Annotated in this window: 26 protein-coding genes and 1 tRNA gene; 16 read left to right on the forward strand and 11 right to left on the reverse strand. The window is 62.5% G+C overall.

Going from position 1 to position 24430, the window contains the following annotated elements:
* Positions 1 to 35 precede the first annotated feature (35 nt).
* The 6 genes from FQU74_RS07680 to FQU74_RS07705 all read left to right on the forward strand — a co-directional run bounded on the left by FQU74_RS07680 (position 36) and on the right by FQU74_RS07705 (position 4558).
* The gene (locus tag FQU74_RS07680) at positions 36 to 2075 is read left to right on the forward strand and encodes an ASKHA domain-containing protein (RefSeq protein ID WP_146285811.1); all 2040 of its coding nucleotides are present in this window, start codon (positions 36 to 38) and stop codon (positions 2073 to 2075) included.
* Between the two features lie 30 nt (positions 2076 to 2105).
* Positions 2106 to 2645, forward strand: a complete 540-nt coding sequence (locus tag FQU74_RS07685; protein ID WP_146285812.1) for a sigma-70 family RNA polymerase sigma factor — start codon at positions 2106 to 2108, stop codon at positions 2643 to 2645.
* On the forward strand, positions 2642 to 3268 hold the full coding sequence (locus FQU74_RS07690) for an anti-sigma factor (protein ID WP_158635554.1): 627 nt from the start codon (positions 2642 to 2644) through the stop codon (positions 3266 to 3268). The genes FQU74_RS07685 and FQU74_RS07690 overlap by 4 nt, the downstream gene beginning before the upstream one ends.
* Positions 3269 to 3363: 95 nt before the next feature.
* Positions 3364 to 3909 carry a fasciclin domain-containing protein gene (locus FQU74_RS07695; RefSeq protein WP_146285814.1) on the forward strand — a complete coding sequence of 182 codons (546 nt, stop codon included), beginning with the start codon at positions 3364 to 3366 and terminating at the stop codon, positions 3907 to 3909.
* Between the two features lie 145 nt (positions 3910 to 4054).
* Positions 4055 to 4128: transfer RNA gene (locus FQU74_RS07700), tRNA-Gly, on the forward strand.
* Between the two features lie 76 nt (positions 4129 to 4204).
* The gene (locus tag FQU74_RS07705) at positions 4205 to 4558 is read left to right on the forward strand and encodes a RidA family protein (protein WP_146285815.1); all 354 of its coding nucleotides are present in this window, start codon (positions 4205 to 4207) and stop codon (positions 4556 to 4558) included.
* A 60-nt stretch (positions 4559 to 4618) separates the two neighbouring features.
* On the opposite strand, the gene pgi is transcribed toward FQU74_RS07705, so the two are convergent.
* The 6 genes from pgi to FQU74_RS07735 form a co-directional block, all read right to left on the reverse strand.
* Positions 4619 to 6220 (reverse strand): glucose-6-phosphate isomerase, encoded by a 1602-nt coding sequence (gene pgi / locus FQU74_RS07710; RefSeq protein ID WP_146285816.1) that lies wholly within the window; start codon positions 6218 to 6220, stop codon positions 4619 to 4621.
* A 16-nt stretch (positions 6221 to 6236) separates the two neighbouring features.
* Positions 6237 to 6908, reverse strand: a complete 672-nt coding sequence (pgl, locus tag FQU74_RS07715) for a 6-phosphogluconolactonase (RefSeq protein WP_146285817.1) — start codon at positions 6906 to 6908, stop codon at positions 6237 to 6239.
* Complete coding sequence (gene zwf / locus FQU74_RS07720; RefSeq protein ID WP_146285818.1) at positions 6905 to 8362, reverse strand: glucose-6-phosphate dehydrogenase; 1458 nt, start codon at positions 8360 to 8362, stop codon at positions 6905 to 6907. The genes pgl and zwf overlap by 4 nt, the downstream gene beginning before the upstream one ends.
* Positions 8363 to 8489: 127 nt before the next feature.
* Positions 8490 to 9197 (reverse strand): MgtC/SapB family protein, encoded by a 708-nt coding sequence (locus FQU74_RS07725; RefSeq protein WP_146285819.1) that lies wholly within the window; start codon positions 9195 to 9197, stop codon positions 8490 to 8492.
* Positions 9198 to 9221: 24 nt separating this feature from the next.
* Entirely contained in the window at positions 9222 to 9806 is a 585-nt protein-coding gene (locus FQU74_RS07730; RefSeq protein WP_146285820.1) for an HNH endonuclease, read from the reverse strand.
* Positions 9807 to 9979: 173 nt separating this feature from the next.
* Complete coding sequence (locus FQU74_RS07735) at positions 9980 to 11191, reverse strand: MFS transporter (RefSeq protein ID WP_373289007.1); 1212 nt, start codon at positions 11189 to 11191, stop codon at positions 9980 to 9982.
* Positions 11192 to 11276: 85 nt separating this feature from the next.
* On the opposite strand from FQU74_RS07735, the gene FQU74_RS07740 reads away from it, so the two are divergent.
* Positions 11277 to 11906: a DNA-3-methyladenine glycosylase family protein gene (locus FQU74_RS07740; protein ID WP_146285822.1), complete on the forward strand. Its 630-nt coding sequence runs from the start codon at positions 11277 to 11279 to the stop codon at positions 11904 to 11906.
* Complete coding sequence (locus tag FQU74_RS07745; RefSeq protein ID WP_146285823.1) at positions 11906 to 12559, forward strand: alpha/beta hydrolase; 654 nt, start codon at positions 11906 to 11908, stop codon at positions 12557 to 12559. Before FQU74_RS07740 ends, FQU74_RS07745 begins: the two co-directional genes overlap by 1 nt.
* A 1-nt stretch (position 12560) precedes the next feature.
* On the opposite strand, the gene FQU74_RS07750 is transcribed toward FQU74_RS07745, so the two are convergent.
* The 3 genes from FQU74_RS07750 to iscR are packed head-to-tail and all read right to left on the reverse strand — an operon-like array spanning position 12561 to position 15422.
* The gene (locus FQU74_RS07750) at positions 12561 to 13319 is read right to left on the reverse strand and encodes a squalene/phytoene synthase family protein (protein WP_146285824.1); all 759 of its coding nucleotides are present in this window, start codon (positions 13317 to 13319) and stop codon (positions 12561 to 12563) included.
* Positions 13316 to 14938, reverse strand: coding sequence for a citramalate synthase (cimA, locus tag FQU74_RS07755; RefSeq protein WP_146286240.1), 1623 nt, complete (start codon positions 14936 to 14938; stop codon positions 13316 to 13318). Before cimA ends, FQU74_RS07750 begins: the two co-directional genes overlap by 4 nt.
* A gap of 22 nt (positions 14939 to 14960) precedes the next feature.
* A complete protein-coding gene (gene iscR, locus FQU74_RS07760) occupies positions 14961 to 15422 on the reverse strand; it encodes a Fe-S cluster assembly transcriptional regulator IscR (protein WP_146285825.1) in 462 nt (153 codons plus the stop codon).
* A gap of 139 nt (positions 15423 to 15561) precedes the next feature.
* Here iscR and FQU74_RS07765 point away from each other — a divergent pair, with 139 nt between their 5' ends.
* Genes FQU74_RS07765 through FQU74_RS07775 form a run of 3 tightly spaced genes read left to right on the forward strand, consistent with a single transcriptional unit; the run spans position 15562 to position 17603 of the window.
* Positions 15562 to 16221: an alpha/beta hydrolase gene (locus FQU74_RS07765; RefSeq protein ID WP_146285826.1), complete on the forward strand. Its 660-nt coding sequence runs from the start codon at positions 15562 to 15564 to the stop codon at positions 16219 to 16221.
* A gap of 1 nt (position 16222) precedes the next feature.
* Positions 16223 to 16456 (forward strand): hypothetical protein, encoded by a 234-nt coding sequence (locus FQU74_RS07770; RefSeq protein ID WP_146285827.1) that lies wholly within the window; start codon positions 16223 to 16225, stop codon positions 16454 to 16456.
* On the forward strand, positions 16425 to 17603 hold the full coding sequence (locus FQU74_RS07775) for an HD domain-containing protein (RefSeq protein WP_229704300.1): 1179 nt from the start codon (positions 16425 to 16427) through the stop codon (positions 17601 to 17603). Before FQU74_RS07770 ends, FQU74_RS07775 begins: the two co-directional genes overlap by 32 nt.
* Before the next feature lies 1 nt (position 17604).
* Here FQU74_RS07775 and FQU74_RS07780 read toward each other — a convergent pair whose 3' ends face one another.
* Positions 17605 to 18270: a hypothetical protein gene (locus FQU74_RS07780; protein WP_146285828.1), complete on the reverse strand. Its 666-nt coding sequence runs from the start codon at positions 18268 to 18270 to the stop codon at positions 17605 to 17607.
* Positions 18271 to 18394: 124 nt separating this feature from the next.
* Between FQU74_RS07780 and FQU74_RS07785 the strand changes: the two genes are divergently transcribed.
* The 4 genes from FQU74_RS07785 (at position 18395) to typA (ending at position 22880) form a co-directional block, all read left to right on the forward strand.
* Positions 18395 to 19609, forward strand: a complete 1215-nt coding sequence (locus FQU74_RS07785; protein ID WP_146285829.1) for an NADP-dependent isocitrate dehydrogenase — start codon at positions 18395 to 18397, stop codon at positions 19607 to 19609.
* Between the two features lie 63 nt (positions 19610 to 19672).
* Positions 19673 to 20290 (forward strand): YitT family protein, encoded by a 618-nt coding sequence (locus FQU74_RS07790; RefSeq protein WP_146285830.1) that lies wholly within the window; start codon positions 19673 to 19675, stop codon positions 20288 to 20290.
* A 75-nt stretch (positions 20291 to 20365) separates the two neighbouring features.
* Positions 20366 to 20977: a YitT family protein gene (locus FQU74_RS07795; protein ID WP_146285831.1), complete on the forward strand. Its 612-nt coding sequence runs from the start codon at positions 20366 to 20368 to the stop codon at positions 20975 to 20977.
* Between the two features lie 85 nt (positions 20978 to 21062).
* Entirely contained in the window at positions 21063 to 22880 is a 1818-nt protein-coding gene (gene typA, locus FQU74_RS07800) for a translational GTPase TypA (protein WP_146285832.1), read from the forward strand.
* Positions 22881 to 22970: 90 nt separating this feature from the next.
* Here typA and FQU74_RS07805 read toward each other — a convergent pair whose 3' ends face one another.
* Positions 22971 to 23765 (reverse strand): class II glutamine amidotransferase, encoded by a 795-nt coding sequence (locus FQU74_RS07805; protein ID WP_146285833.1) that lies wholly within the window; start codon positions 23763 to 23765, stop codon positions 22971 to 22973.
* A gap of 167 nt (positions 23766 to 23932) precedes the next feature.
* Here FQU74_RS07805 and FQU74_RS07810 point away from each other — a divergent pair, with 167 nt between their 5' ends.
* Positions 23933 to 24391: an Lrp/AsnC family transcriptional regulator gene (locus FQU74_RS07810; protein WP_146285834.1), complete on the forward strand. Its 459-nt coding sequence runs from the start codon at positions 23933 to 23935 to the stop codon at positions 24389 to 24391.
* Positions 24392 to 24430: the final 39 nt, after the last annotated feature.

Genomic DNA, 24430 nt, shown 5'->3' on the forward strand with positions numbered 1-24430 from the left:
ATGTCCTAGAACCGAGGGGCGAACAGGAGGCCCACATGACCGAAGATGCTTTGGTGATCTTTACCCCCTCGGGAAAGCGGGGGCGTTTTGCCCTTGGCACGCCGGTCCTGCAGGCCGCCCGGCACCTGGGTGTCGATCTCGATTCCGTCTGCGGCGGGCGCGGCATCTGCTCCAAGTGCCAGATCACGCCGGGCTATGGCGAGTTCCCGAAGTTCGGCATCCATGTCGATGACGAGGCGCTGTCGGAATGGAACAGCGTCGAGGAGCGTTACAAGTCGAAGCGGGGCATGATCGACGGCCGCCGCCTTGGCTGTCAGGCCAAGGTCATGGGCGATGTGGTGATCGACGTGCCACCGGAAAGCCAGGTCCACAAGCAGGTCATCCGCAAGTCCGCCACACAGCGCGACATCGTCATGGACCCTGCGACCCGGCTTTTGTACATCGAGGTCGCCGAACCCGACATGCATGAACCCTCGGGCGATTTCGAACGCGTGAAGCAGGCGCTTGCCGAGCAATGGCAAGTGGGTGAGGTCGAAACCGACCTTCATGTCCTGCGCCGCCTGCAGCCCGTCCTGCGCAAGGGCGAATGGAAGATCACCGTGGCCCTGCATCGCGGCAACCACGACGCGCGCGACCGTATTCTGGAAATCTGGCCGGGCTACCATGAGGGCGGCCTTTACGGTCTGGCCATCGATCTGGGATCGACCACCATCGCGGCGCATCTGTGCGACCTGCGCGACGGCGCGGTGCTCGCCTCAAGCGGGCTGATGAACCCGCAGATCCGCTTTGGCGAAGATCTGATGAGCCGTGTGAGCTACGCGATGATGAACCCCGGCGGAGACGTCGAGATGACGCGCGCGGTGCGCGAGGCGATCAACGCGCTGGCCGCATCCATCGCGGCCGAGGCGAAGGTCGCGTCCGCGGATATTTTCGAGGTGGTCTTCGTCTGCAATCCGGTGATGCACCACCTGCTTCTGGGCATCGACCCGGTCGAACTGGGTCAGGCCCCCTTTTCGCTGGCACTTTCAGGCAGCCTCTCGCTACCCGCGCGCGAACTTGACCTCTCCAACCTGAACCGGGCGGCACAGGTTTATGTGCTGCCCTGCATCGCGGGCCATGTGGGCGCCGACTGCGCCGCCGTCGCGCTGTCGGAAGAGCCGGGTAAATCCGATGATATGGTGCTGATCGTTGACGTCGGCACCAATGCCGAGATCCTCTTGGGCAATAAGGAGCGGGTCTTGGCCTGTTCCTCACCCACCGGCCCCGCATTTGAAGGTGCGCAGATCTCCAGTGGCCAGCGCGCAGCACCGGGGGCGATCGAGCGGGTCAGCATCGACCCCGTCACAAAGGAGCCGCGATTCCGCGTGATCGGATCGGACCTCTGGTCGGATGATCCGGGCTTTGCCGATGCGATCAAGACCTCGGGCATCACGGGTATCTGCGGGTCGGGCATCATCGAGGCGGTGGCCGAGATGCGGATGGCAGGCGTGCTCGATGCCTCGGGGCTGATCGGGTCAGCCGATCAGGTGGGCACCGCGCGGTGCGAGCCGCATGGGCGCACCCATTCCTATCTGCTGCACGATGCATCTGTCGACGGCGGGCCGGTGATCCGGGTCACACAGGGCGACATCCGCGCTATTCAGCTTGCGAAATCCGCGCTTTATGCCGGCGCGCGGCTTCTGATGGATGAGCTTGGCATCGACCATGTCGACCGCGTGACGCTGGCCGGGGCCTTTGGCGCCCATATCAGCCCGAAGCACGCCATGGTTCTGGGCATGATCCCCGATGCACCGCTGGAAAAGGTGACCAGCGCGGGCAACGCGGCTGGCACCGGCGCGCGCATCGCGCTGTGCAACCGTGCCGCCCGTGATGCGATCGAGGCGACGGTGCATGACATCGTGAAGATCGAGACCGCCATTGAGCCGCGCTTTCAGGAACACTTCGTCAATGCCAATGCGATCCCGCATGCGGTGGACCAGTTCCCCAATCTGGTGGGTGTCGTAAGCTTGCCTGACGTATCCTACAACCCCGCGACCAGCGGGGGCGATGGAGGACGGCGCCGGCGCAGAGGTTGACTTTGCGCGCCCCGGGCTAGATCAAAAGCCATGGATGATCCGGTCGCTGATTTGCTGATCCGATGTGCTGCGCAGGATCGCACGGCCTTTCGCGCGCTATATGCCGCGACGAGTGCGAAACTCATGGGTGTGCTGCTGCGTATGTTACAGGATCGGCATGAGGCGGAGGAAGCCTTGCAAGAGGTCTATACGCGCATCTGGCTGCGGGCGCAGCGCTTTGATCCTGCACGTGGGCGCGGGATGACTTGGGTCATCGCTGTCGCCCGGCATCTCGCGATCGACCGCCTGCGGGCACGCCCCATTGCGACCGAAGAGGCCGACTACGAGCATATCCCGGACAGCACGCCACGCGCCGAAAGCCGCCTTGTCGCCCTTGGCGAGGCCCGGCGTATCGTCGATTGTTTCGGAACCCTTGAGCCCGCCCGCGCGGCCGCACTGCGCGGCGCCTATCTGGATGGCCTAAGCTATGCAGACCTTGCCAACCGCCATTCCGTTCCGCTGAATACCATGAGGACATGGTTGCGGCGCGGGTTGATGGCCCTGCGCAACTGCATGGACGGACAGAGATGAGCGCCGAGGACCGGGACATTGCGGGCGAATACGTGCTGGGTACCCTGCCCCATGCTGATCGGATTGCCTTCAGCGCGCGCCTTAAGACAGACCCCGCGCTGCAAAGCCTGGTCGCAGACTGGGAGGCGCGGTTGGCCGACCTGAACGACGAATATGCCCCGGCTGAGGCGCCCGATCTGCTGCCCGCGATCGAGGCGCGCCTGTTCCCGAAACCAGCGCGCCGCTGGCCGCTCTGGCTGGGTGGGCTGATCGCGGCGGCGGCAGTCATGGTTGGCGCCTTGTATCTGCCGCCGATCCTCTCACCTGATGTCCCCACCGTCATTGCCCGGTTGGGAGAGCCCGATGCAGCCCTGCGCTTTGAGGCGCTTCATGACGGTGAGGCATTGATCGTGCAGCGCGTGGCCGGGGCCGCGCCTCCGTCTGATCGCGCGCATGAGGCATGGCTGATTGCGCCGGGCGCCGCACCTGTCTCACTTGGCCTCATCGGGGCCGAGCCGCTGCGTGTGCCCTATCCCGACCCGCCGCAAGGCTGGACCATTGCCGTCTCGCTTGAGCCCGCAGGCGGTTCCCCGGTCGGCGCGCCGACGGGTCCGGTACTGGCCGCAGGCGAGATCAACCTCTGATCACGAGAGCGTGAGCGCGAAACTCGGACGGAAAACCCCTCGTAGCTTCTGGTGTCCGGCGGGAATGGCCCGCCGTCGATCAAGGGAGACACAAGATGAAATCCATCCGTATGGCCGCCGCGATCCTTGCACTGGGCACCACCGCCGCCTTTGCCGCAAACCCCGAGGTGGGCGGCGCGCCGATGTATGAGACGAAGAACATCGTCGAAAATGCCGTGAACTCGAAAGATCACACCACACTGGTTGCTGCCGTTCAGGCCGCAGGCCTGGTTGAAACCCTGTCGGGCGCTGGCCCCTTCACCGTCTTTGCGCCAACCAATGCAGCCTTCGAGAAACTGCCTGCCGGCACGGTCGAGACGCTGCTCAAACCCGAGAACAAGGATCAGCTGACCAAGATCCTGACCTGCCACGTCGTTGCGGCCAACGCCCTTTCGGGCGCCATCGAAAAGATGGTCGCCGACGACAAGGGGATGCATCCAGTCAAGACCGTCGGCGGGTGTGAGTTCACCGCGATGATGGATGGCGACAAGATCCAGATCAAGGATGGGCAGAACAATGTGGCGACCGTAACCATTGCCGACGTCAAGCAATCGAATGGCGTGATCCATGTGATCGACACGGTTCTGCTGCCCGCCATGTAATCTCAGCGCGCCTGCCGCTTGTCCCCACCCCTCAGGGCACAGGCGGCGGTCTCGGCAAGGGCCGCCCCTCCCCAGGGCGGCCCTTCGCCGTCGTGCCTTATCCCCTCTTGACGTGGGCGGGCGGCTGACATACCTCAATCGCCACGCGGGTGTAGCTCAATGGTAGAGCCGCAGCTTCCCAAGCTGATGACGAGGGTTCGATTCCCTTCACCCGCTCCAATCCACCTCCCTGAAACCGCTTTTCTTCGCTGGCCCAACGGGCTAGCAAGCTGCATCACGTTTCAGGAGGTATCCCATGAACAGCGACATCAAACGCCTTGGCACCGGCGCCCGGATGAGCGAAGCGGTCTGCTACAATGGCATCGTCTGGCTGGCCGGTCAGGTCGGCAACCCCGGCGAGTCGGTGACCGAGCAGACCCGCACCTGCCTGGCCGAGGTGGACCGGATTCTGGCAGAGGCCGGCACCGACAAGACCCGCATCCTGTCGACGCAGATCTGGCTCGCGGACATGACTGACTTTGCCGAGATGAATGCCGTCTGGGATTCCTGGGTGCCGCAAGGCCACACCCCCGCGCGGGCAACCGGCGAGGCGAAGCTGGCCGCACCGGGCTATCTGGTTGAAGTGATCGTAACGGCCGCGCTGAAGTAAGCAAACGGGGGGCTTTGCGCCCCCCGAACCCCCGAAGGGTATTTTGGCCAAGAGGAAGGGTCAGCCGCGCAGATAGGCGACCAGCTGCTGCGTCGAGCCGTCCTTGACCGATGCGCTCTCCGTGCCCTCGAGGATCGGTTGCAGCGCAAGGGCAAGCTCTTTGCCCAGTTCCACGCCCCATTGGTCATAGCTGTTGATACCGAGGATCACCCCTTCGACGAACACGCGGTGCTCGTAAAGCGCGATGATCTGGCCCAGCGTGAAGGGTGTCAGCTGCGGGATTGCAAGCGTCGTCGACGGACGATTTCCCGGAAAAACACGGTGGCGGGCCTGACGTTCAAGCTCGGCACCGGTCAGACCCTTTTTGGCCATGATGGCACGCGCCTCTTCAAGGCTGCGGCCGCGCATCAGCGCCTCGGACTGGGCAAGGCAGTTCGCGACAAGCAACAAATGCTGATGGGCCAGATCCGGTTCATGGCCCTTGCGCGCCACGATGAACTCGCACGGTACAATGCGCGTGCCCTGATGGATCAACTGGTAGAATGCGTGCTGGCCATTCGTGCCCGGCTCACCCCAGACCACCGGGCCCGAGTCATAGGGCAGATCCGCACCGTCCATGCCCACGCGCTTGCCATTCGATTCCATCTCCAACTGCTGAAGATAGGCCGGCAGGCGCGAGAGGCGCTGATCATATGGCAGTACCGCGCGCGTCGCATGACCGCAGATCTGGTTGTGCCAGACGCCGACAAGCGCCAACAGAACAGGCAGGTTTTCGGCGAACGGCGCGCTTTGGAAATGCGCGTCCATGTCGGCGCCGCCCTTGAGGAAGTCATCAAAGGCTTCCGGCCCGATCGCGATCATCAGCGAAAGCCCGATCGGCCCCCACATGGAGTAGCGACCGCCCACCCAATCCTCGAACCCGAAAACACGCGCTGCATCAATGCCATAGGCGGCAGTCTTTTCTTGCGCGGTCGATACCGCAGCAAACTGGGCGGCAGGATTTGCCACCTTTCCTGCCATCCACGCCTTGGCGGTGTTGGCGTTCGTCATGGTTTCGATCGTGGTGAATGTCTTGGAGGCGACGATCACCAATGTCGTCTCGGGATTTAGCCCCTTGAGCGTATCCGCGATATGCGCGCCATCGACGTTCGACACGAAATGGCAGCGCGGGCCGTCAGCAAACGGGGCGAGCGCCAGATAGGCCATTGCGGGGCCGAGATCGGAGCCGCCGATGCCGATGTTCACCACATCGGTGATCTTTCCACCCTGGCCCGTAAACCGCCCCGCGCGCACATCATTGGCAAAGGCCGCGCAACGGGCATGGATCGCCCTGACTTCGGGCATCACATCGTGGCCGTCAACGATAACCGAGGCCGAGAGGTTGCGAATTGCCGTATGCAAAACGGCGCGGCCTTCGGTTTCATTGATCTTGGCGCCCGAGAACATGGACTCGCGCTTTTCCGCAACTCCCGCGCCTTGCGCAAGTTTGACAAGCAGATCAACGGCCTGCGCATCGATCTGCGTCTTGGAATAGTCAAACAGCATATTGCCATAGCTCAGCGAAAACTGCGCGGCCCGATCCGGGGCCGCGAACAGTTCGGCAATGGTCACTCCGGCGGTTGCCGCCCTGTGCTGGCGCAGCGCATCGAAACGGGTGGTCATCGTCGGGTCTCCCTGTTCATTCCGCCCAGTGGACGGTGGCATTCTTGAGCACCGCAGAAATCGGTGCCTCCAGCGGCGGCAGATGCGCCGCGCGTTCAATGGCCGCGCGCTTCTCGGCGCCAGTAATCAGAATGTGGATATTCATCGCCCCCGCCAGATGCGGTGCCGTGATGGTGATGCGCGGCTCGCCCGCCGCCTCTGCACGCATAGGCAGAAGGATCGGCGCATCGGAAGCAAGTGCTTCTTCCAGCCGGTCGGCACCGGGAAACAGGCTTGCGGTATGCATATCGGCACCCATGCCAAGCAGCAGGACCGAGATCGGAAGGTGCGGACGGATCCCCTCGGACAACGCATCGAGTGCGTCCTCGGGCACGTCGGTCGCGGCATAGAGCGGTACAAGTTTGGCGTTCAACGCCTTGCCCCGCAACAATCTTTCACGCAAGAGCCGCGTGTTTGACCGGGGGCTTTCCTCATTCACCCAGCGTTCGTCGTTAAGGAAGACAGAGACATTTTCCCAGTCCAGATCCACCCCCGACAGCGTATCGAAGATCGGCCCCGGCGTGGTCCCGCCCGGCACGCAAAACGACGCGCGCCCCTCACGACGCAGGAAGTCCCCAAGCTCTCCGGCGATCTGGTCGGCCAGTGCGAGCATCAACAGATCGCGGTCGGGGTACTCGACCAGCTTCATTCCTTGATCTCCCGCCAGCGGCGGCCATCGCGGTGCATCAGCATCAGCGCATCTTCCGGGCCCGATGAGCCTTGATCATAGCCTCTTGGCCGGTCGCCGCGCGACTCCCATCCTTCGATGATCGGGTCGGTCCAGGCCCAGGCGGCCTCAACCTCGTCGCCGCGCATGAACAAGGTCTGGTTGCCACGGATCACATCCATGATCAAACGCTCGTAAGCATCGGGAATATCAGAAACTTCCGGCCCAAGCGCGTCGGCAAAGCTCATATCGAGCGGAACCTGCATCAGCCGCATTCCGCCCGGACCGGGTTCCTTGATCATGACCGTCAGATTCATCCCCTCATCCGGCTGCAGGCGGATGACGAGCACATTCTCGCGCCAGCCCGCAGCATCGTCAAAGATCGAATGCGGGGGCTCCTTGAAGGTGATCGCGATTTCAGAGGCACGCGCCCGCAGTTTCTTGCCGGTCCGCAGATAAAAGGGCGTGCCCTTCCAGCGCCAGTTCGCGATGTGAACCTTGAGCGCGATATAGCTCTCGGTCCGCGATTCCGGGTTCTCGCTGTCTTCAAGATACCCCGGCGCGCCCTTGAACGGCAGATACTGCCCCCGCACGATGTCTTCCGCAGGAACAGGCTGCAACGCGCGGATAACCTTCAGCTTTTCATCCCGAACGGCATTCGGGTCAAAGTGATAGGGCGGCTCCATCGCGATCAGGCAAAGAAGCTGCATCAGGTGGTTCTGAACCATGTCGCGCATGGCGCCGGACTTGTCATAATAGGACCCGCGACCTTCAACCCCGACCGTCTCGGCCACGGTGATCTGGACATGATCGATGAACTGGCTGTTCCAGAGCGGTTCAAACAGGATATTGGCGAAGCGCACTGCCATCAGGTTCTGGACGGTTTCTTTGCCCAGATAGTGGTCGATGCGATAGATCTGCCGTTCTTCGAAATGGCTCGCGAGCACAGTGTTCAGCGCCCGTGCCGACCCCAGGTCGCGACCAAAGGGCTTTTCCACAACGATGCGCGAGTCGGAATTGGCGATCTCATGGCTGTGCAATTTCTCTGCCAACTCACCAAACAGCGCAGGCGCGACTGAGAAATAGAAGGCCCGCACCACATCGGGGCGCATCATCTCTTTCAGTTGATGCCAGCCATCCTCGCCCTTGGAGGCGTCGATCGAGACATAGTCCAGCCGGTCAAGAAACTCGGCAATCACTGCCGGATCCTGACGGTCCTTGGCAACAAATTCCGCAATGGCCTTTGCAACAAGCTCGCGAAAGCCTGCCCGATCCATTTCGGAGCGCGCGGCCCCGATGATGCGGCTTTCACCGGTGATCTGGCCTGAAAGGAAGCGCCGGTAAAGGCCCGGAAGGATCTTGCGCCGTGCAAGATCGCCGGTGGCGCCGAAGATCACAAGATCGAACACTTCGACCGGAATGACACGCGAAACCATGGCCTCTCCTCGCTCTGCGCTGCGATTGTTAGCGCTAACGACGCTGGTTTAGCTTCTGCGTCGACAAAAGTCTAGCACCGCCATGACGCGGGGCAAGAAAGTTCCTGCCGAGCGCGGCCTGACCGCATCATTCGCTGTCCAGCACTTCCCAGCGAACCTCTTTCGCCTCTGGTTCTGCACAGAGAATCGACACGGCCTTGTCCAGTGCCGCCTCGGCTCGGACGCCAGCGCCCACGCCCACAACTGCCGAAACCTCGGTCGTGGCTCCATCTGCCGATGGCCGCGCGATCATCTCTGACATGCCCAATCCGGCCAATGACAGCGCCTTGACCGTTGCGCGCCGCAGACCATGCTCTTGTTCGGTCTGGCCGGTCACGACCATGCGGAAGCGGCGCGGCACGGGCTGGCCCGCAAGAAAACGCGTATCGATCCAGTTCACGATGGGCCTGAGCGCCAGATTGATGAACATCACGACCGCCGTCAGGACGCCGGCATAAAGAAAGGCACCTGCCCCGGTCAACATGCCCACGGCGGCCGAACACCAGAGTGTTGCGGCCGTATTCAACCCATGCACGCTGAACCCGTCACGAAAGATCAGCCCGGCGCCAAGGAAACCCACGCCAGACACGATCTGCGCGGACACACGCGTCGGGCTGGCCTCGCCCGGAAACAGCCCGGAGAAGATTACAAAGCTTGCCGCGCCGAGCGCCACCAACGCGTTTGTGCGTACCCCAGCCATGCGCTGGCGCGCCTGCCGCTCCATCCCGATGACCGAGCCGAAGAGCATGGCCAGAATCATGGTACCTGCAACGGTATCAAGCAGTTCCAGGTTCATGCCACACCGTCCTGTCGAAAGGGATCAAGCTTCCAGCTCTGCATCCCAATACAGGTAGTCGGTCCAACTGTCATGCAGATGGTTGGGCGGAAAGCGTCGACCATGGGCCTGCATCTCTTCGGCCGTGGGCGCCCTCGGCGCGCGGGTCAGTCGCATGCCGGCCTGCTTCAGCGTCTTGCTGCCCTTTTTCAGGTTGCAGGGCGAACAGGCCGCCACCACGTTTTCCCAACTTGTGATCCCGCCGCGCGACCGCGGCAAGACGTGGTCAAAGGTCAGATCGCCCTTCGATCCGCAATACTGGCAACAGAACTCGTCCCTCAGAAAAAGATTGAAGCGCGTGAATGCCACGCGCTTCTGGGGTTTGACGTATTCTTTCAGCACGACGACCGAAGGTATGCGAAACTCGGTTCGTTGACTGTGCACGACTGCGTCGTATTCCGCCACGATCTGCACCCTGTCGAGGCACACGGCCTTTATCGCTTCCTGCCAGGGCCAGAGGCTGAGCGGATAGTAAGAAAGTGGACGGTAATCTGCGTTCAGCACCAATGCCGGATAGTGCCGCAAACTTGCGGGGTCGCGCACGAAACTGGTCCTGAAGTCGCCGTCCATCAGAAAAAACTCCGCCTTGGTCTGCCAGCATGACCGGCCTGACGAGGCGGGGGGAGCCCCTCCCCGTAAGAAAACTATATATCGCGTCGGCGGGCTGGCAAGCCCCATGTTCTCGAGTTTGCTTCTGCCATGCACGGGTAACATTGTGATGAAAGCGGCAGCACATTGCGCCGCTATCGCGTTTCCTTCGGGCGCAGTGCAAACCAGATCAGCGCGCCGCCTGCCAGAACGAGGAATGGAAGCATGGCCATGTTGACCGCCGACCACCCTGCCTGCACCGATCCGCCCGCACAATTCATCAGCCCACCCGAGGCAAAGGATGCCATCGAGACCCCGCCAAACACGATAAAGTCGTTCAGGCCCTGCATGGTTCCGCGTTCATGCGGCGCATGATGGGCGGCAAGCATCGATGTGGCGCCGATAAAGCCGAAGTTCCAGCCAATGCCCAAGAGCATCAGGGCTATGTAAAAGTTCTCAAGCTCAACCCCGGCCATGGCAACCGCACCAGCACCGGCAAGGATCAGAAGGCCAAGCGCGATCACGCGCTCAACGCCAATGCGTGCGATGATGTGACCCGTCACGAAGGACGGAGCATACATCGCAAGCACATGGGCCGAGACGATATTGGCTGCATCGCTGGTCTTGAACCCGCATCCCACCACGGCCAAGGGCGATGAGGTCATCACAAGGTTCATCAATGCATAGCTGACGGTGGCACAAATCACGGCAACCGCGATTGCCGGCGTCGCCAGCAACTCGCGCCGCGTACGTCCCGACGGCACATCCGCCTTGCGACCAAGGCCGGGCCGCACATCGCGCAGCGCCGCGAACAGCGGCAAACCCGCAAGGTTCAGCAGGATGACCGCGACATAGCTGCCCAGAAACGGCACAACCATCGCCTCGGCGCTGAGCTTCACCAGCTGCGGGCCGAACAAGGCCGAGGCGAGCCCGCCTGCCATGACGCCGGATATGGCCTTGGGACGGAACGCCTCGGATGCAAGGTCGGCCGCGGCAAAGCGATAGAACCCTTGCGCCGACATATAGCCACCGGTCAGCAGGCTTGCCGCGCAGAACAGCCAGAAATGACCGACATAAAGGCCAAAGGCCGCCAACGTTGCCCCCGCCGCACCGGCAAGAGCGCCCACGTAAAACCCGGTGCGTCGTCCCTTCCTCTGCATCAGCATCGACAGGGGCTGGGCCCACAGCATCGAGCCGATCACGGTCAAGGATATCGGAAGGGTCGCCCAGCACGGATTCGGGGCAAGACTGCTGCCCGCCAGCCCCGCGATGGTGAAAATGATTGGCATCTGGGCGCCAAGAACCGCCTGCGCGGCCACAAGCACCCACATGTTGCGCCGTGCGGCACTATCGTCAGGGATCGGCATGGTTGTCATGGGCAGAGGTAATCGCGCCCGGCCGCCTTGTGCAAGCGCGAAGCGTGGCGCTAGCCTGTGACAAATCGGAGGGGTCATGGTTGGTCGCATCATCGAAGGTCCGGGCGACATCGCCGAAGGCATGGGCTGGCTGGCAGCACGCGATTCGCGCTTTGCCGACGCCTATGCGCTAACGGGCCCCTTACCGCTGCGACGCAAGCCCGAAGGGTTTGCCGAACTTCTAAGCGCGATTGTCAGCCAGCAGGTCTCTGTTGCCTCGGCCCGCGCGATCTGGGCCCGGGTCGAAGCCGCAGGCCTGATCACGCCAGAAGCCGTGCGGCGCGCCTCGGAGGATGATCTGCGCGCCTGCGGCCTGTCGCGACCCAAGATGCGGTACGCACGGGCGCTGGCGGAATCAACGATTGATCTGGCCGCCTTGCGCGATATGCCAAATGAGAATGTCATCGCACAACTTGTTGAAATACCTGGAATCGGCCGATGGACGGCCGAGATCTATGCGATGTTCAGCCTTGGTCGCGCCGATGTCTTTGCCCACAATGATCTCGCCTTGCAGGAAGGTGCGCGGCTTCTTCTGAACCTTCCCTCGCGCCCCAATGAGCGGCAAATGCAGGCCCTTGCGCTGGACTGGAGCCCTTGGCGGGCAGTTGCGGCGCGGCTTTTATGGGCCTACTACCGGGTGGCCAAGGATCGTGAAGGGGTCAGATAATGCTGAAATCACAGCGGCGCGCACCGAAATCGGGCAAGGTCCGGTCGATGGTGATCTTCGTGCACGGCTATGGGGCCGATGGGGCCGATCTGCTCGGGCTTGCCGATCCGCTGGCACCGCATCTGCCCGATACCGTCTTCTATAGCCCTGACGCGCCGGAGCCCTGTGCCAACAACCCCTTCGGCTTTCAGTGGTTTCCTATCCCCTGGCTGGACGGCTCGACCGAGGAACAGGCCCGCGCTTCTATGGCGGTATCGGTGGATAAGCTGAATGCCTTCATCGACGCCAAGCTGAAGGATGAAAACCTCGAACCAGAAGCCCTTGCGCTGGTTGGGTTTTCACAGGGAACGATGATGAGCCTGCATATCGCGCCCCGCCGCGATCGCGCCATCGCCGGTGTCGTCGGATTCTCGGGCCGCCTTTTGGTGCCCGAGCTGCTGGAGGCCGAGGCCCGCGTCAAGCCGCCTATCCTGCTGATCCACGGCGATGCCGACCAGATGGTTCCTTTCGAGGACATGGGCCGCGCGGGCAACGCGCTGGTCGAAGCCGGGTTCGAGACCTATGCCCATGTCATGAAGGGCACCGGCCACGGCATTGCGCCCGACGGGCTACAGGTCGCCCTGTCCTTCCTGCTGGACAAGCTGCCAAGCTAGATCAAAAGCGTCCGGTAAAGGCTTGCCACAAAAGGCGTCCGCGCCTGCGGAACTCGGGCACGACCAGCGCGCCCTGCGCCACAAGCGCGGGGTTTTCCGCTGCGAGTTGCAGCACCGGGCGCGCCAGATAGGCCGCCATTAAGGCACCGCGTGGCAAGCGCGCTTTCCGTGCACGATCCAGTCGCGCCAGCCCCTGCCGCGCAAGCGCCGCAACTCCCGCTGGCGTCCCGTCGATCAGGGGAACTCGGCCCAGATCCTCGAGCTGCGGTACGGCTCGCAGATAGTTGGCCAAAGCTGCAGCCGTGCCTGCCGCGCGCGCGGCCGGTTCAAGGTCATCACTGCCGCCGGTCGCCTTGACCGCAAGCCACATCAGCGCGCCGCCCGTCGCATCCAGATAGGCCCAAAGCGCCGCCTCATCGGTATGGGGGTCGCGGTAGATGTCCCATTGGCGTGCCGTCGCCATGCCATCCAGAGCGTCCAGCGGCAGGGCGCGCGTGCGGATCAGCTTGCCCAGCGGGCTTGTCACCTCATGCGGTGCCGTCGGGCCAAGCGCCTCGGCCGCGATGACATCACGCCACCATTGCAGGCGCATCTCGGCGATCATCGCCTCTTTGCTGGCCCAAGGTGCGCGGGCCAACTCGGCGTTGAAGGCATAAAGCACGGCCAGCGCCGGTCTGTCCGCAACCGGGGCCGCCATAAGAGCTGTAAAACGCTCCGGGTCGGCGCGTTCGACAATGCTGGCGCAGGCAAGCTCGGTCATTCTGCGGGAACCACCCGGTCGCGGATCAGCTTCCACTGGATCGCCTCGAGCAGTGCCTCAAAGCTTGCGTCCACTATGTTCGGGCTGACCCCCACGGTGGACCAGCGCCGGCCCTGCCCGTCCTCGCTGTCGATGATCACGCGCGTCACGGCCTCGGTTCCACCATGGGTGATGCGGACCTTGAAGTCGACAAGCTTCATGTCATCGATGCAGGCCTGATACGGGCCCAGATCCTTTGCCAGCGCCTTTGACAGCGCATTGACCGGGCCGCGGTCCGAGCCGTCATCGTCCATGCTGTCCGACACGGACATTACCTTTTCGCCGCCGATCTTCACGACCACGACGGCCTCGGACAGGCTGATCATCTGATTATACTTGTTCTTCCGCCGCTCGACGGTGACGCGATAGCGCTTCACCTCAAAGAAATCGGGGCAAAGGCCAAGCGCGCGGCGTGCGAGCAGCTCGAAACTCGCTTGCGCTCCGTCATAGGCATAGCCCTCGTCCTCGCGCGCCTTGATCTGGTCAAGGATGCCGACCAGACGCGGGTCATTCGGGGCGACCTCAATACCGGCGGCCGCCAGACGCGCCCGCAGGTTCGACTGCCCAGCCTGATTGGACATCGGGATGACGCGCGCATTTCCGACCACCGCGGGGTCGATGTGTTCGTAGGTGGATGGGTCCTTCAGGATCGCACTGGCGTGCAGCCCCGCCTTGTGCGCAAAGGCCGAGGCGCCGACATAAGGCGCGCTGCGCAGAGGAACCCGGTTCAGGATGTCGTCCAGCATGCGCGAGGTCTTGACCAGACCGGCCAGCGCCTCCGCCGTGATCCCGGTTTGAAGCGTCGAGCGGAACGGCTCTTTCAAAAGCAGCGTCGGGATCAGCGATACGAGGTTTGCGTTGCCGCAACGCTCACCCAGCCCGTTCAGCGTTCCCTGAATCTGCCGCGCCCCGGCCCGGACTGAGGCCAGAGAATTGGCCACCGCATTGCCGGTATCGTCATGGCAGTGGATACCCAGATGGTCGCCGGGAATGCCCGAGGCAATCACGGCGCGCGTGATCTCGAACACATCTTCGGGCAGCGTGCCGCCGTTGGTATCGCAGAGAACGATCCAGCGCGCACCTGCCGTGAACCCGGCATGCAGGCATTCCAGCGCATAGCCTGGGTTCGCCTTGTAGCCATCGAAGAAATGCTCGGCATCCAGCATCGCCTCGCGCCCTTTGGCAACGACATGCGCAATCGAGGCACGGATGTTTTCCACATTCTCGTCCAGCGTGATGCCAAGTGCGGTGGTGACGTGAAAATCATGCGTCTTGCCGACCAGACAGACGGCAGGCGTACCAGCATCCAGCACAGCGGCCAGAACATCGTCATTTTCGGCCGATCGCCCGGCGCGCTTGGTCATCCCGAAGGCGGTAAAGGTCGCCCGCGTCTGCGGGCGGTCGCGGAAGAAGTCGCTGTCGGTGGGGTTCGCCCCCGGCCAGCCACCCTCGATATAGTCCACCCCAAGCATATCAAGCGACCGGGCGATCTGCTGCTTTTCGGCAAGAGAAAACTGCACGCTCTGTGTCTGCTGGCCGTCACGCAGGGTGGTATCAAACAGGTAAAGACGCTCGCGCATGTGGCTGGCTTTCAAGGAAATTTCAGTCTTCATCCACAACGCGGAACAGCGCGGGAACAGCAGGGCAAGGCCGCATCTCGTTGCGGATCACGTCTGAAAGCCGGGTCTGGTGCAAAAAGACATAGACATGCGCCGAAAGCCCCTCCCACAGACGGTTGGTCAGCGATTGCGCCCGGCTACCCGAAACGCCGCCGCTCGCGCCAGCCCCGGTGTGCATCGCGTTCACCGTCTCCTCGACGGCCTCCATCACCTCTGACACGCGGATCTCGGCGGGTGGTTTCGCCAGACGATAGCCGCCACCGGGGCCGCGCACCGCCTCGACCAGACCGGCCCGGCGCAGCTTGACGAAAAGCTGTTCAAGGTAGGGAAGCGAAATGTCCTGCCGCTTCGAGATCTCGGAAAGCGAGACAAGTTCCTCGGGCCTCGCCAGCGCCAGATCGGCCAGCGCGACCATGGCATAGCGGCCTTTCGTCGAGAGTTTCATGTTCGCCTCTCCCCAAATCCATTGACGCCACCGGCAGGCGGGCTTAACTCAGCCTCAGCCCCGGCCTTGCCGCACGGGATTAATTCAACCGCCCGGATTGCGCAATCTCCATGGGTGGTAAGACAGCAAAGGCGACGAAATGCCCGAAGTGATCTTTGCCGGCCCCGAGGGCCGTCTTGAAGGACGTTATCACCCGCAGAAGGACCGTGACGCCCCAATTGCGATCGTGCTTCATCCGCATCCGCAATTCGGCGGAACGATGAACAACAAGGTTGTCTACAACCTGCACTACGCCTTCTACAATCTGGGCTTCACGGTGCTGCGGTTCAACTTCCGCGGCGTGGGGCGCAGCCAGGGCGAATACGATCAGGGGATTGGTGAGCTTTCGGACGCGGCCTCGGCGCTCGACTATCTGCAAAGCATGAACCAGAACGCCAAGCATTGCTGGGTCGCGGGCTTTTCGTTCGGCGCCTGGATCGGCATGCAACTTCTGATGCGCCGGCCCGAGATCACGGGCTTTGTCTCGGTTTCGCCCGATGCGTCGCGCTATGATTTCAGCTTCCTCGCACCCTGCCCGTCCTCGGGGCTGATCATCAACGGCTCGGCCGACCGGATCGCCCCGCCGAAGGACACGCAATCGCTGGTGAACAAGCTGCACGAGCAGAAGGGCATCACCATCACGCACGAACTGGTTGAAGGCGCCGATCACTTCTTCACCAATGAGGAAGCGCATATGAAACCGATGATCCAGACGGTTTCGACCTATGTGAAGCGCCGGCTTGGGGAAGGAACACGCTGACATGGGTGTAACCGAAGACCTGGCCGATGCACTTGCCCGCGATGTTCTCGCCGCGCAGGACGAGATGGGGCAGGAACGGTTCTACCTTGAGGTCGCAAAGATGCTGGCAAGCATGTCGCCGTCGATGGAGGAAGGCTTCATGACGGCGATGCGTGTGCGCCTGGCGGAACGGCGCGCCCGCGATCTGCTGGTGCGCAAGCTCGATGCCCATCGCAAGGCCGCCAAAGGTGACTGACCGGCTGGTGCGGCAGTTCGCCTTTCTGAACGAGGCGGACCGGTTGAAATCTGTTAATCGTGCCAATGTGTTGATGGACGGATCTCGCCCTGAGAACACGGCAGAGCATAGCTGGCATCTTGGGCTGTGGGCGCTGGTCATGGCGGATCTGGCTCCAGAGGTCGATCTGGCCCGCGTTATCGCCATGCTCGCGCTACACGACCTGCCAGAGATCGACTGCGGCGACCATCCGATCCATCTGGAGCATGATGCCGACCATGTCCTGCGTGTCGAGCAAGAGGCCGCGCGCCGCATCTTTGGCCTGTTGCCCGATGATCTGGGCATGGAATTCCTCGACCTGTGGCACGAGTTTGAAGCGTCTCAGACCACTGAGGCGCAGTTTGCCAAACGGCTGGACCACAGCCAGCCGATCTTTCAGGTGCTAATGGCCGAATCCCCGCTCCCGGACCATCTGCAGGTGGCGCGTGACAATCTGGCCTCGGGCCGGGCGGCGCGCTTTAGCCATGAATGGCCCGAGGTGCACGCCCTTGCCAGCGACTGGCTGGCGGGCCAACCGGGCGCCGACCTGCCCGACCTGCGCGCGCGCTTGGCCTTTCTCGCCGAGGCGGACCGGCTGAAAACCGTGATGCGCGCGACGACACTGGTTGATGGATCGCGGGCCGAGAACTCGGGCGAACATTCCTGGCATCTGGCGCTTTATGCCCTGACGCTGGCCGATCAGGCCGGCCCCGGTGTCGATGTTGCGCGCGTGATGCAAATGCTGATACTGCACGATCTTGTCGAAATCGATGTGGGCGACGTGCCAATCCACAGTGCAAATGGCAATGCCCATGGCTCGGCCGAGACACAGGCCGCAGAATCCGCTGCGGCAGATCGGATTTTCGGGTTACTTCCCAATGATCTATCGAGAAAACTTCGCGCACTTTGGGATGAGTTCGAGGCCGCCGAGACGCCGGACGCCATCTTTGCAAAAAGCCTCGACCGGGTTCAGCCCGTGATGGCGAACCTGATGTCGGGCGGTGGAACCTGGATCACCTACCAGGTGACGATCGAGCAACTCGAGTCGCGCGTCGGCGCCAAAGTTGCCCGCGGCGCCCCGCAACTCTGGCCATGGGTCCGGGCACAGGCCGCGGGGTTCTTTGGCTGATTTACGGCAGGCTGCGCCCGGACTTCAGGGTCGGAACCACGTCGCGCATCTTGTTGCCCTGCTTCAGCCAGCCCCGCACCGCGCAGGCCGAGGCTTTGTAGATCGGCAGTGCTTTCTTGGGATCCGTCCCCGCTGCGCGCTGGAAATCAAGCGTCGTTTTGGGCAACGGCACACGCGGCGGCTTGGCGCAGACCTTCTTGTCTGCCGCCTCGGGTGGCTCACCCGAGATGATCACCGCCACCCCTTCGTCGAACCAGAGCGGCAGCGTCTGGCGCAGAAGCCCGATCATGGGTTGCGCCCCGTGCAATGTGGCATGGGCATACTCGTGGGTATAGGCGCCGGTATCGCGCCAGGCCTCGGAATTGATGGTGACCAGCAGTTTGCCATAGGTCACACCCTTGAACTGCATGCCGTTGGCCTTGTCGCAGGCCTTGGTCACGCAGACGCGCCATTGCGGCGTGCCGGTCGACCCGAGCGCTTTCTTGACGCGATTTCCCGCCGCTCCGATCCGTCGCACGACTTCGTCTGCCTGCTCGGCATTGGCATTGGCATCGATCCAAAGGCCCGGCATATGCTCTCGCATCGCCTTGCGCGACGGCAGCACCTGCGCGGATGCCGCGCCCGCAATCAGAGCCAGAACGCACGCTGCCGCTGTCAGTTTTCGCATCGTCTCAACCTTCCTTCGCCTGTTCGCTCATTTTTGGTATGCAATTGCATACCGGGCTTCCCAAGGGCCAGCTTTTCCGCTATGCAGCATTCATCCGAATCCTCAACCTGAAAAGGCCAGGCGCATGACCAAGATCAAGGTGGCAAACCCGGTCGTCGAACTCGACGGCGACGAGATGACCCGGATCATCTGGGACTTCATCAAGAAAAAGCTGATCCTTCCCTATCTGGACATCGACCTGAAGTACTACGACCTCGGTATCGAAGAGCGTGACCGCACCAACGACCAGATCACCGTGGATTCGGCGCTGGCCATCCAGAAATACGGCGTCGGCGTGAAATGCGCCACTATCACGCCGGACGAGCAGCGGGTCGAGGAATTCGGCCTCAAGCAAATGTGGAAATCGCCCAACGGCACGATCCGCAACATCCTTGGCGGCGTGATCTTCCGCGAACCCATCATCTGCAAGAACGTGCCGCGCCTTGTTCCCGGCTGGACCAAGCCGATCGTCGTCGGCCGTCATGCCTTTGGCGATCAGTATCGCGCCACCGACTTCCGCTTCCCCGGCAAGGGCAAGCTGACGCTGAAGTTCGTGGGCGAAGATGGCGAAGTGATCGAGAAGGAAGTGTTCAACGCGCCGGGCGCCGGTGTGGTCATGGGCATGTACAACCTCGACGAGTCGATCATCGACTTTGCCCGCTCGTCGCTCAACTATGGCCTGCTCAAGGGCTGGCCGGTGTACCTGTCGACCAAGAACACCATCCTCAAGGCCTATGATGGCCGCTTCAAGGATCTGTTCGCCAAGGTCTATGCCGAAGAGTTCGAGGACAAGTTCAAGGCCGCCGGCATCCATTACGAGCACCGCCTGATCGACGACATGGTCGCCTCGGCGCTGAAATGGTCGGGCGGCTATGTCTGGGCCTGCAAGAACTATGACGGCGACGTGCAGTCCGACACCGTGGCGCAGGGCTTTGGCTCGCTCGGCCTGATGACCAGCGTGCTGATGACCCCCGATGGCAAGATCGTCGAGGCGGAAGCTGCCCACGGCACCGTGACCCGTCACTACCGCCAGCACCAGCAGGGCAAGGAAACCTCGACCAACTCCATCGCGTCGATCTTTGCCTGGACCGGCGGCCTCAAGCACCGCGCGACGCTGGACGGCAACGAGGCGCTGATGAACTTTGCCAAGACGCTGGAAAAGGTCACCGTGGATGCCGTCGAGGACGGCTACATGACCAAGGACCTCGCGCTGCTGGTCGGCCCTGACCAGAAGTGGCTGACGACCATGGGCTACCTCGAGAAGGTGGACGAGTACCTGAACAAGGCCCTTGCGGGCTGATCGGATCGGGGGGCCAGACGGCCCCCCTTTTCATTCGACGCCTGCTGTGCGAACACCTGCGCCATGACCGAGATCATCGCCGAACATCCCGCCAAGCACAGCCTGCTCGATGATGCACAGGGCCTGCTTTACGGTGGCTTCATGGCGGCCTTCGGCATCGTCGTCCTGACTCAGCTTGGTTTTGTCACCGGCCAGACGGCGGGCCTTGCCGTGCTGATTTCCTACGCGACCGGTTGGGCCTTTGGCCCGGTGTTCTTTGTGATCAACCTGCCCTTCTACTGGCTGGGCTGGAAACGCATGGGGCCGGCTTTCGTCGCCAAGACCTTTATAGCTGTCGCGCTGCTGTCGGTCTTTTCGGCCATCCTTCCGCAGTACATGAGCTTTCAGACCCTTCACCCCGCCGTGGGTGCCGTGCTCTTTGGCTTCGCCTCGGGCTCGGCCTTGCTCGCGCTGTTTCGCCATGGTGCGAGCCTTGGGGGCGTCGGCGTGGTCGCGCTGTGGCTACAGGATCGCACCGGGTTCAAGGCGGGCTGGACGCAGCTTCTGTTCGATCTGTTTGTCTTCAGCCTTGCTCTGATGCTGCGCGATCTGACCACGGTGGCGTGGTCATTCCTCGGCGCCGTCGTGGTCAACCTGATCATCGCCCTGAACCATCGCCGCGACCGCTACATCGCGACCTGAGCCATTCCGGCAACGCATGGCAGCCATGCCCAATGCGTGCAGGATTTTTCCGCTGCGATGCGGCAAAATAAGGTCATGCACACTGACCTTTCCACCCCCCGCTACACGCTGACAGAGGATGCCCAGGGCCTGCTGGTCGCCACGACCGAGGCCGCGCTAGGCATTCACCTTCTGCGCGCCGCGGGTTTGATCACAGGCGGGACCGCCGGGCTTGCCCTGCTGATCGCCTATGCCTTTGGCTGGGGATTTGGGCTTGTGTTCTTCGTGGTGAACCTACCCTTCTACGCCTTCGCCTGGGCCCGCAAGGGACCGGCATTCGCGGTCAAGTCCTTCGTCTCGGTCACGGCCGTTTCGCTTCTGGCCGAAGCGATGGCACCCTTTGTCCCTGTAGATGGCATCCACCCGGCGGCCGCAGCCATTCTCTTCGGCGTGGTCTGCGGCGTGGGTCTGTTGGGGCTCTTCCGCCATGCCTCAAGCCTCGGTGGTGTGTCGATCGTCGCGCTGATCCTGCAGGACCGCACTGGCATCCGCGCAGGCTGGATCCAGCTTGGCTATGACATCACGCTTTTCTCCGTGGCGCTCACCGTTCTGCCCGCCGACCGCGTCATGTGGTCAGCTCTTGGCGCGCTGATCCTGAACGCAATTGTCGCGATGAACCATCGGCGCGACTGGTATGTGGTGACCTAACGCGCTTTCGCACAGGTTTCACTGGCCTTTCCGCCCTGCCTCCTGTAAGGCGCCCCCAACACGAGACAGGAAAGAGATACCTCCGATGGAGCTTCGCAACATCGCGATCATCGCGCACGTTGACCATGGCAAGACGACCCTTGTTGACGAACTGCTGAAACAGTCCGGCACCTATCGCGACAATCAGGCGACAACCGAACGCGCCATGGACAGCAACGACATCGAGCGCGAGCGCGGGATCACGATCCTTGCCAAAGCCACCTCGGTCGAATGGAATGGCACGCGCATCAACATCGTCGACACCCCCGGCCACGCCGATTTCGGCGGCGAGGTTGAGCGGATTCTGAACATGGTCGATGGTGTGGTCCTGCTGGTGGATGCCGCCGAAGGCCCGATGCCGCAGACGAAATTCGTGACCTCCAAGGCCCTCGCCCTTGGCCTGCGCCCCATCGTGGTGCTGAACAAGGTCGACAAGCCCGACGCAGAACCCGACCGCGCGCTGAACGAAGTGTTCGATCTTTTCGCAAACCTTGGCGCCAATGACGAGCAACTGGACTTCCCGCATCTCTACGCCTCGGGTCGTGCAGGCTGGGCGGATGAGGGGCTTGACGGCCCGCGCAAGGACCTGACCGCGCTGTTTGAGCTGGTCGTGCGCCACGTTCCTGCCCCCAAGCAGCTCGCAAAACAAAACGAACCGTTCCAGATGCTGGCAACGACACTGTCCGCCGACCCCTTCATCGGCCGCATCCTGACCGGTCGGGTCGAGGCGGGCACGCTGAAGGTCGGCGCCTCGCTGAAAGCCCTGACCCGCACCGGCGAGCGGATCGAGCAGTTCCGCGTGACCAAGATCCTCGCTTTCCGCGGCCTGTCGCAACAACCGATTGACGAGGCCGTTGCAGGTGACATCGTCACCATCGCCGGCATGACCAAAGCCACCGTGGCCGATACGCTTTGCGATCTGTCGATCGAGACTGCACTGCCTGCGCAGCCCATCGACCCGCCGACCATCAGCGTCACCTTCGGCATCAACGACAGCCCGCTTGCGGGCAAGGACGGAAACAAGGTGCAGTCGCGCGTGATCCGTGAGCGCCTGCTGAAAGAGGCCGAAACCAACGTGGCGATCCGCGTCGAGGATACCCCCGGCGGCGAGGCTTTCATCGTTTCGGGCCGTGGCGAATTGCAGATGGGCGTGCTGATCGAGAACATGCGCCGCGAAGGTTTCGAGCTTTCGATCTCGCGCCCCCGCGTGATCTTCAAGGAAGAAGACGGTGTGCGGATGGAGCCGGTCGAGGAGGTCATCGTCGATGTCGATGACGAATACTCGGGCGCTGTCATCGAAAAGCTGACGGGTGAGCGTAAGGGTGATCTGGTCGAGATGAAGCCCGCCGGCGTCGGCAAGACCCGGATCGTCGCCCATGTACCCTCGCGCGGGCTGATCGGCTACCACGGCCAGTTCCTGACCGATACCCGCGGCTCGGGCGTGCTGAACCGCATCTTCCACGGCTGGGTTCCGCACAAGGGCCCGATCCAGGGCCGCCGTCAGGGCGTGCTGATCTCGATGGAGAACGGCACCTCTGTCGCCTATGCGCTGTGGAACCTCGAAGAGCGCGGCAAGCTGTTCATCGGCGCGCAAGAAGCGGTCTATGAGGGGATGCTGATCGGCGAGCATTCGCGCGACAATGACCTTGAGGTGAACCCGCTGAAGGGCAAGAAGCTGACCAACGTGCGTGCCAGCGGCACGGACGAGGCTGTGCGTCTGACCCCGCCGGTCCGGATGTCGCTGGAAGAGGCGATCGCCTATATCGACGACGATGAACTGGTGGAAGTGACGCCCAAGATCGTTCGCCTGCGCAAGCGCGAGCTTGATCCGCACGAGCGCAAGCGCCAGGCCCGCGCCGAGTAACTGGCGCAGAGATCACAAAAGCAGGAATACGTCAAAGGGCAGAGGTTTTCTCTGCCCTTTCCTCATTTCAGTATCCCGGCGTAACGGGGTTCAGGCCACAGCGGCAAGGCGGCAAGGTAGGAACGGCTCCACCGTCACGGCGTCGCCATGGAAGGTGCAGAAGCTTGATGGGGGAACTTCCAGCCAGTCCTCCTCATCGGCCTCCAGCGGCTCTGACACCACGGCGCGGCCATTCCGCGTTGCCGACCAACGATGGTAAAGGCTGGGCGCCTGATCGTCCGTCGCGTAGCGCATGGCATAAAGCCGCGCGCCGTCTGACATGGCAACCGTCAGACGCAGATGCGGCGCTGCGCCCTTTTCGCGCGCAAGGCGGATGAAGGTGGCCGCTGCCCGCTCCATCGCACCACGCGGATCGTGGTCCAGCCCCTCGGCAAGCGCCGCCAGAAACAGCGCCTCGCTATCGGTTGCACCCTTGCGATAGGGGTAAAGCGCGTCGGGGATCAGCATGTCGGCATGGCGGCGAAACCCGTCATAGCCGCCAACCTGCCCGTTATGCATGAAGCTCCATCTGCCACAGGTAAAGGGGTGGCAATTGTTTCGGCTTGTCGCCGTTCCGGTGGAAGCCCGCACATGCGCAAGGAACAGCCCGGATTTCACGGTTGCCACCAGTGAGCGAAGGTTCGGATCGCTCCAGGCCGGCATGACATCGCGATAGAGGCCAGGCTCAGGCCGATCACCATACCAGGCAATCCCGAACCCGTCCGCGTTGATGGCGGTCCGACATTCCGTCGCGCAGTGGCTTTGGTGAATCAGCGAGTGCCTGGGGCGGCTGACAATCTCTTCAAGATAGATCGGCGTACCGATATATGCGGCCCAACGGCACATCAGCGCCCCCTTGCGGGTCGATCCGCCAAACGCCCTACACCCATGCCCTGCCCCATTTTATTGGCATTTCTGCACAAGCATTATACCGCATGTTGAAAAAACATGAAGCGCGTATGAACGGCAAATGACGCTTGTCTTGTGGAGGTTTTCACCACAATCATCACTATATGGAGAAACTTGATCACCTCGACCGCCGCATTCTCGCCATCCTGCAACGCGATGCCGGACTTTCGCTCGAAGAATTGGGCGACCGAGTCGGCCTGTCGCGCAATGCCGTCTGGCGCCGTGTGAAGGCGCTGGAAGAGGCAGGCATCATCCGCGCCCGCGTGGCACTGCTTGACCCCGAGAAGCTTGGCCTCGGTCTTACCGTATTCATGATGATCAAGGCCGAACGCCATACGACTGACTGGCTCGACAACTTCACGCGCGCCACCGCCGACATGCCTGAAATCCTCGGCGCCTATCGCATGACCGGGGATCTGGACTACCTGATCCGCGCGCGTGTGGCCGACGTAAAGGCCTATGACCGGCTCTACAAAGACCTGATCGCGCGAGTGGACCTGCACGATGTCTCGGCCAGCTTCGTCATGGAGGAAACGAAAGAGACGACGGCCCTTCCCGTCTGATCTTTGTTCTGGCCCAAGTACCTTGTGGGACCGGGGACA

Source organism: Gemmobacter aquaticus, assembly GCF_007859075.1.
GTDB classification, from domain to species: domain Bacteria; phylum Pseudomonadota; class Alphaproteobacteria; order Rhodobacterales; family Rhodobacteraceae; genus Gemmobacter; species Gemmobacter aquaticus.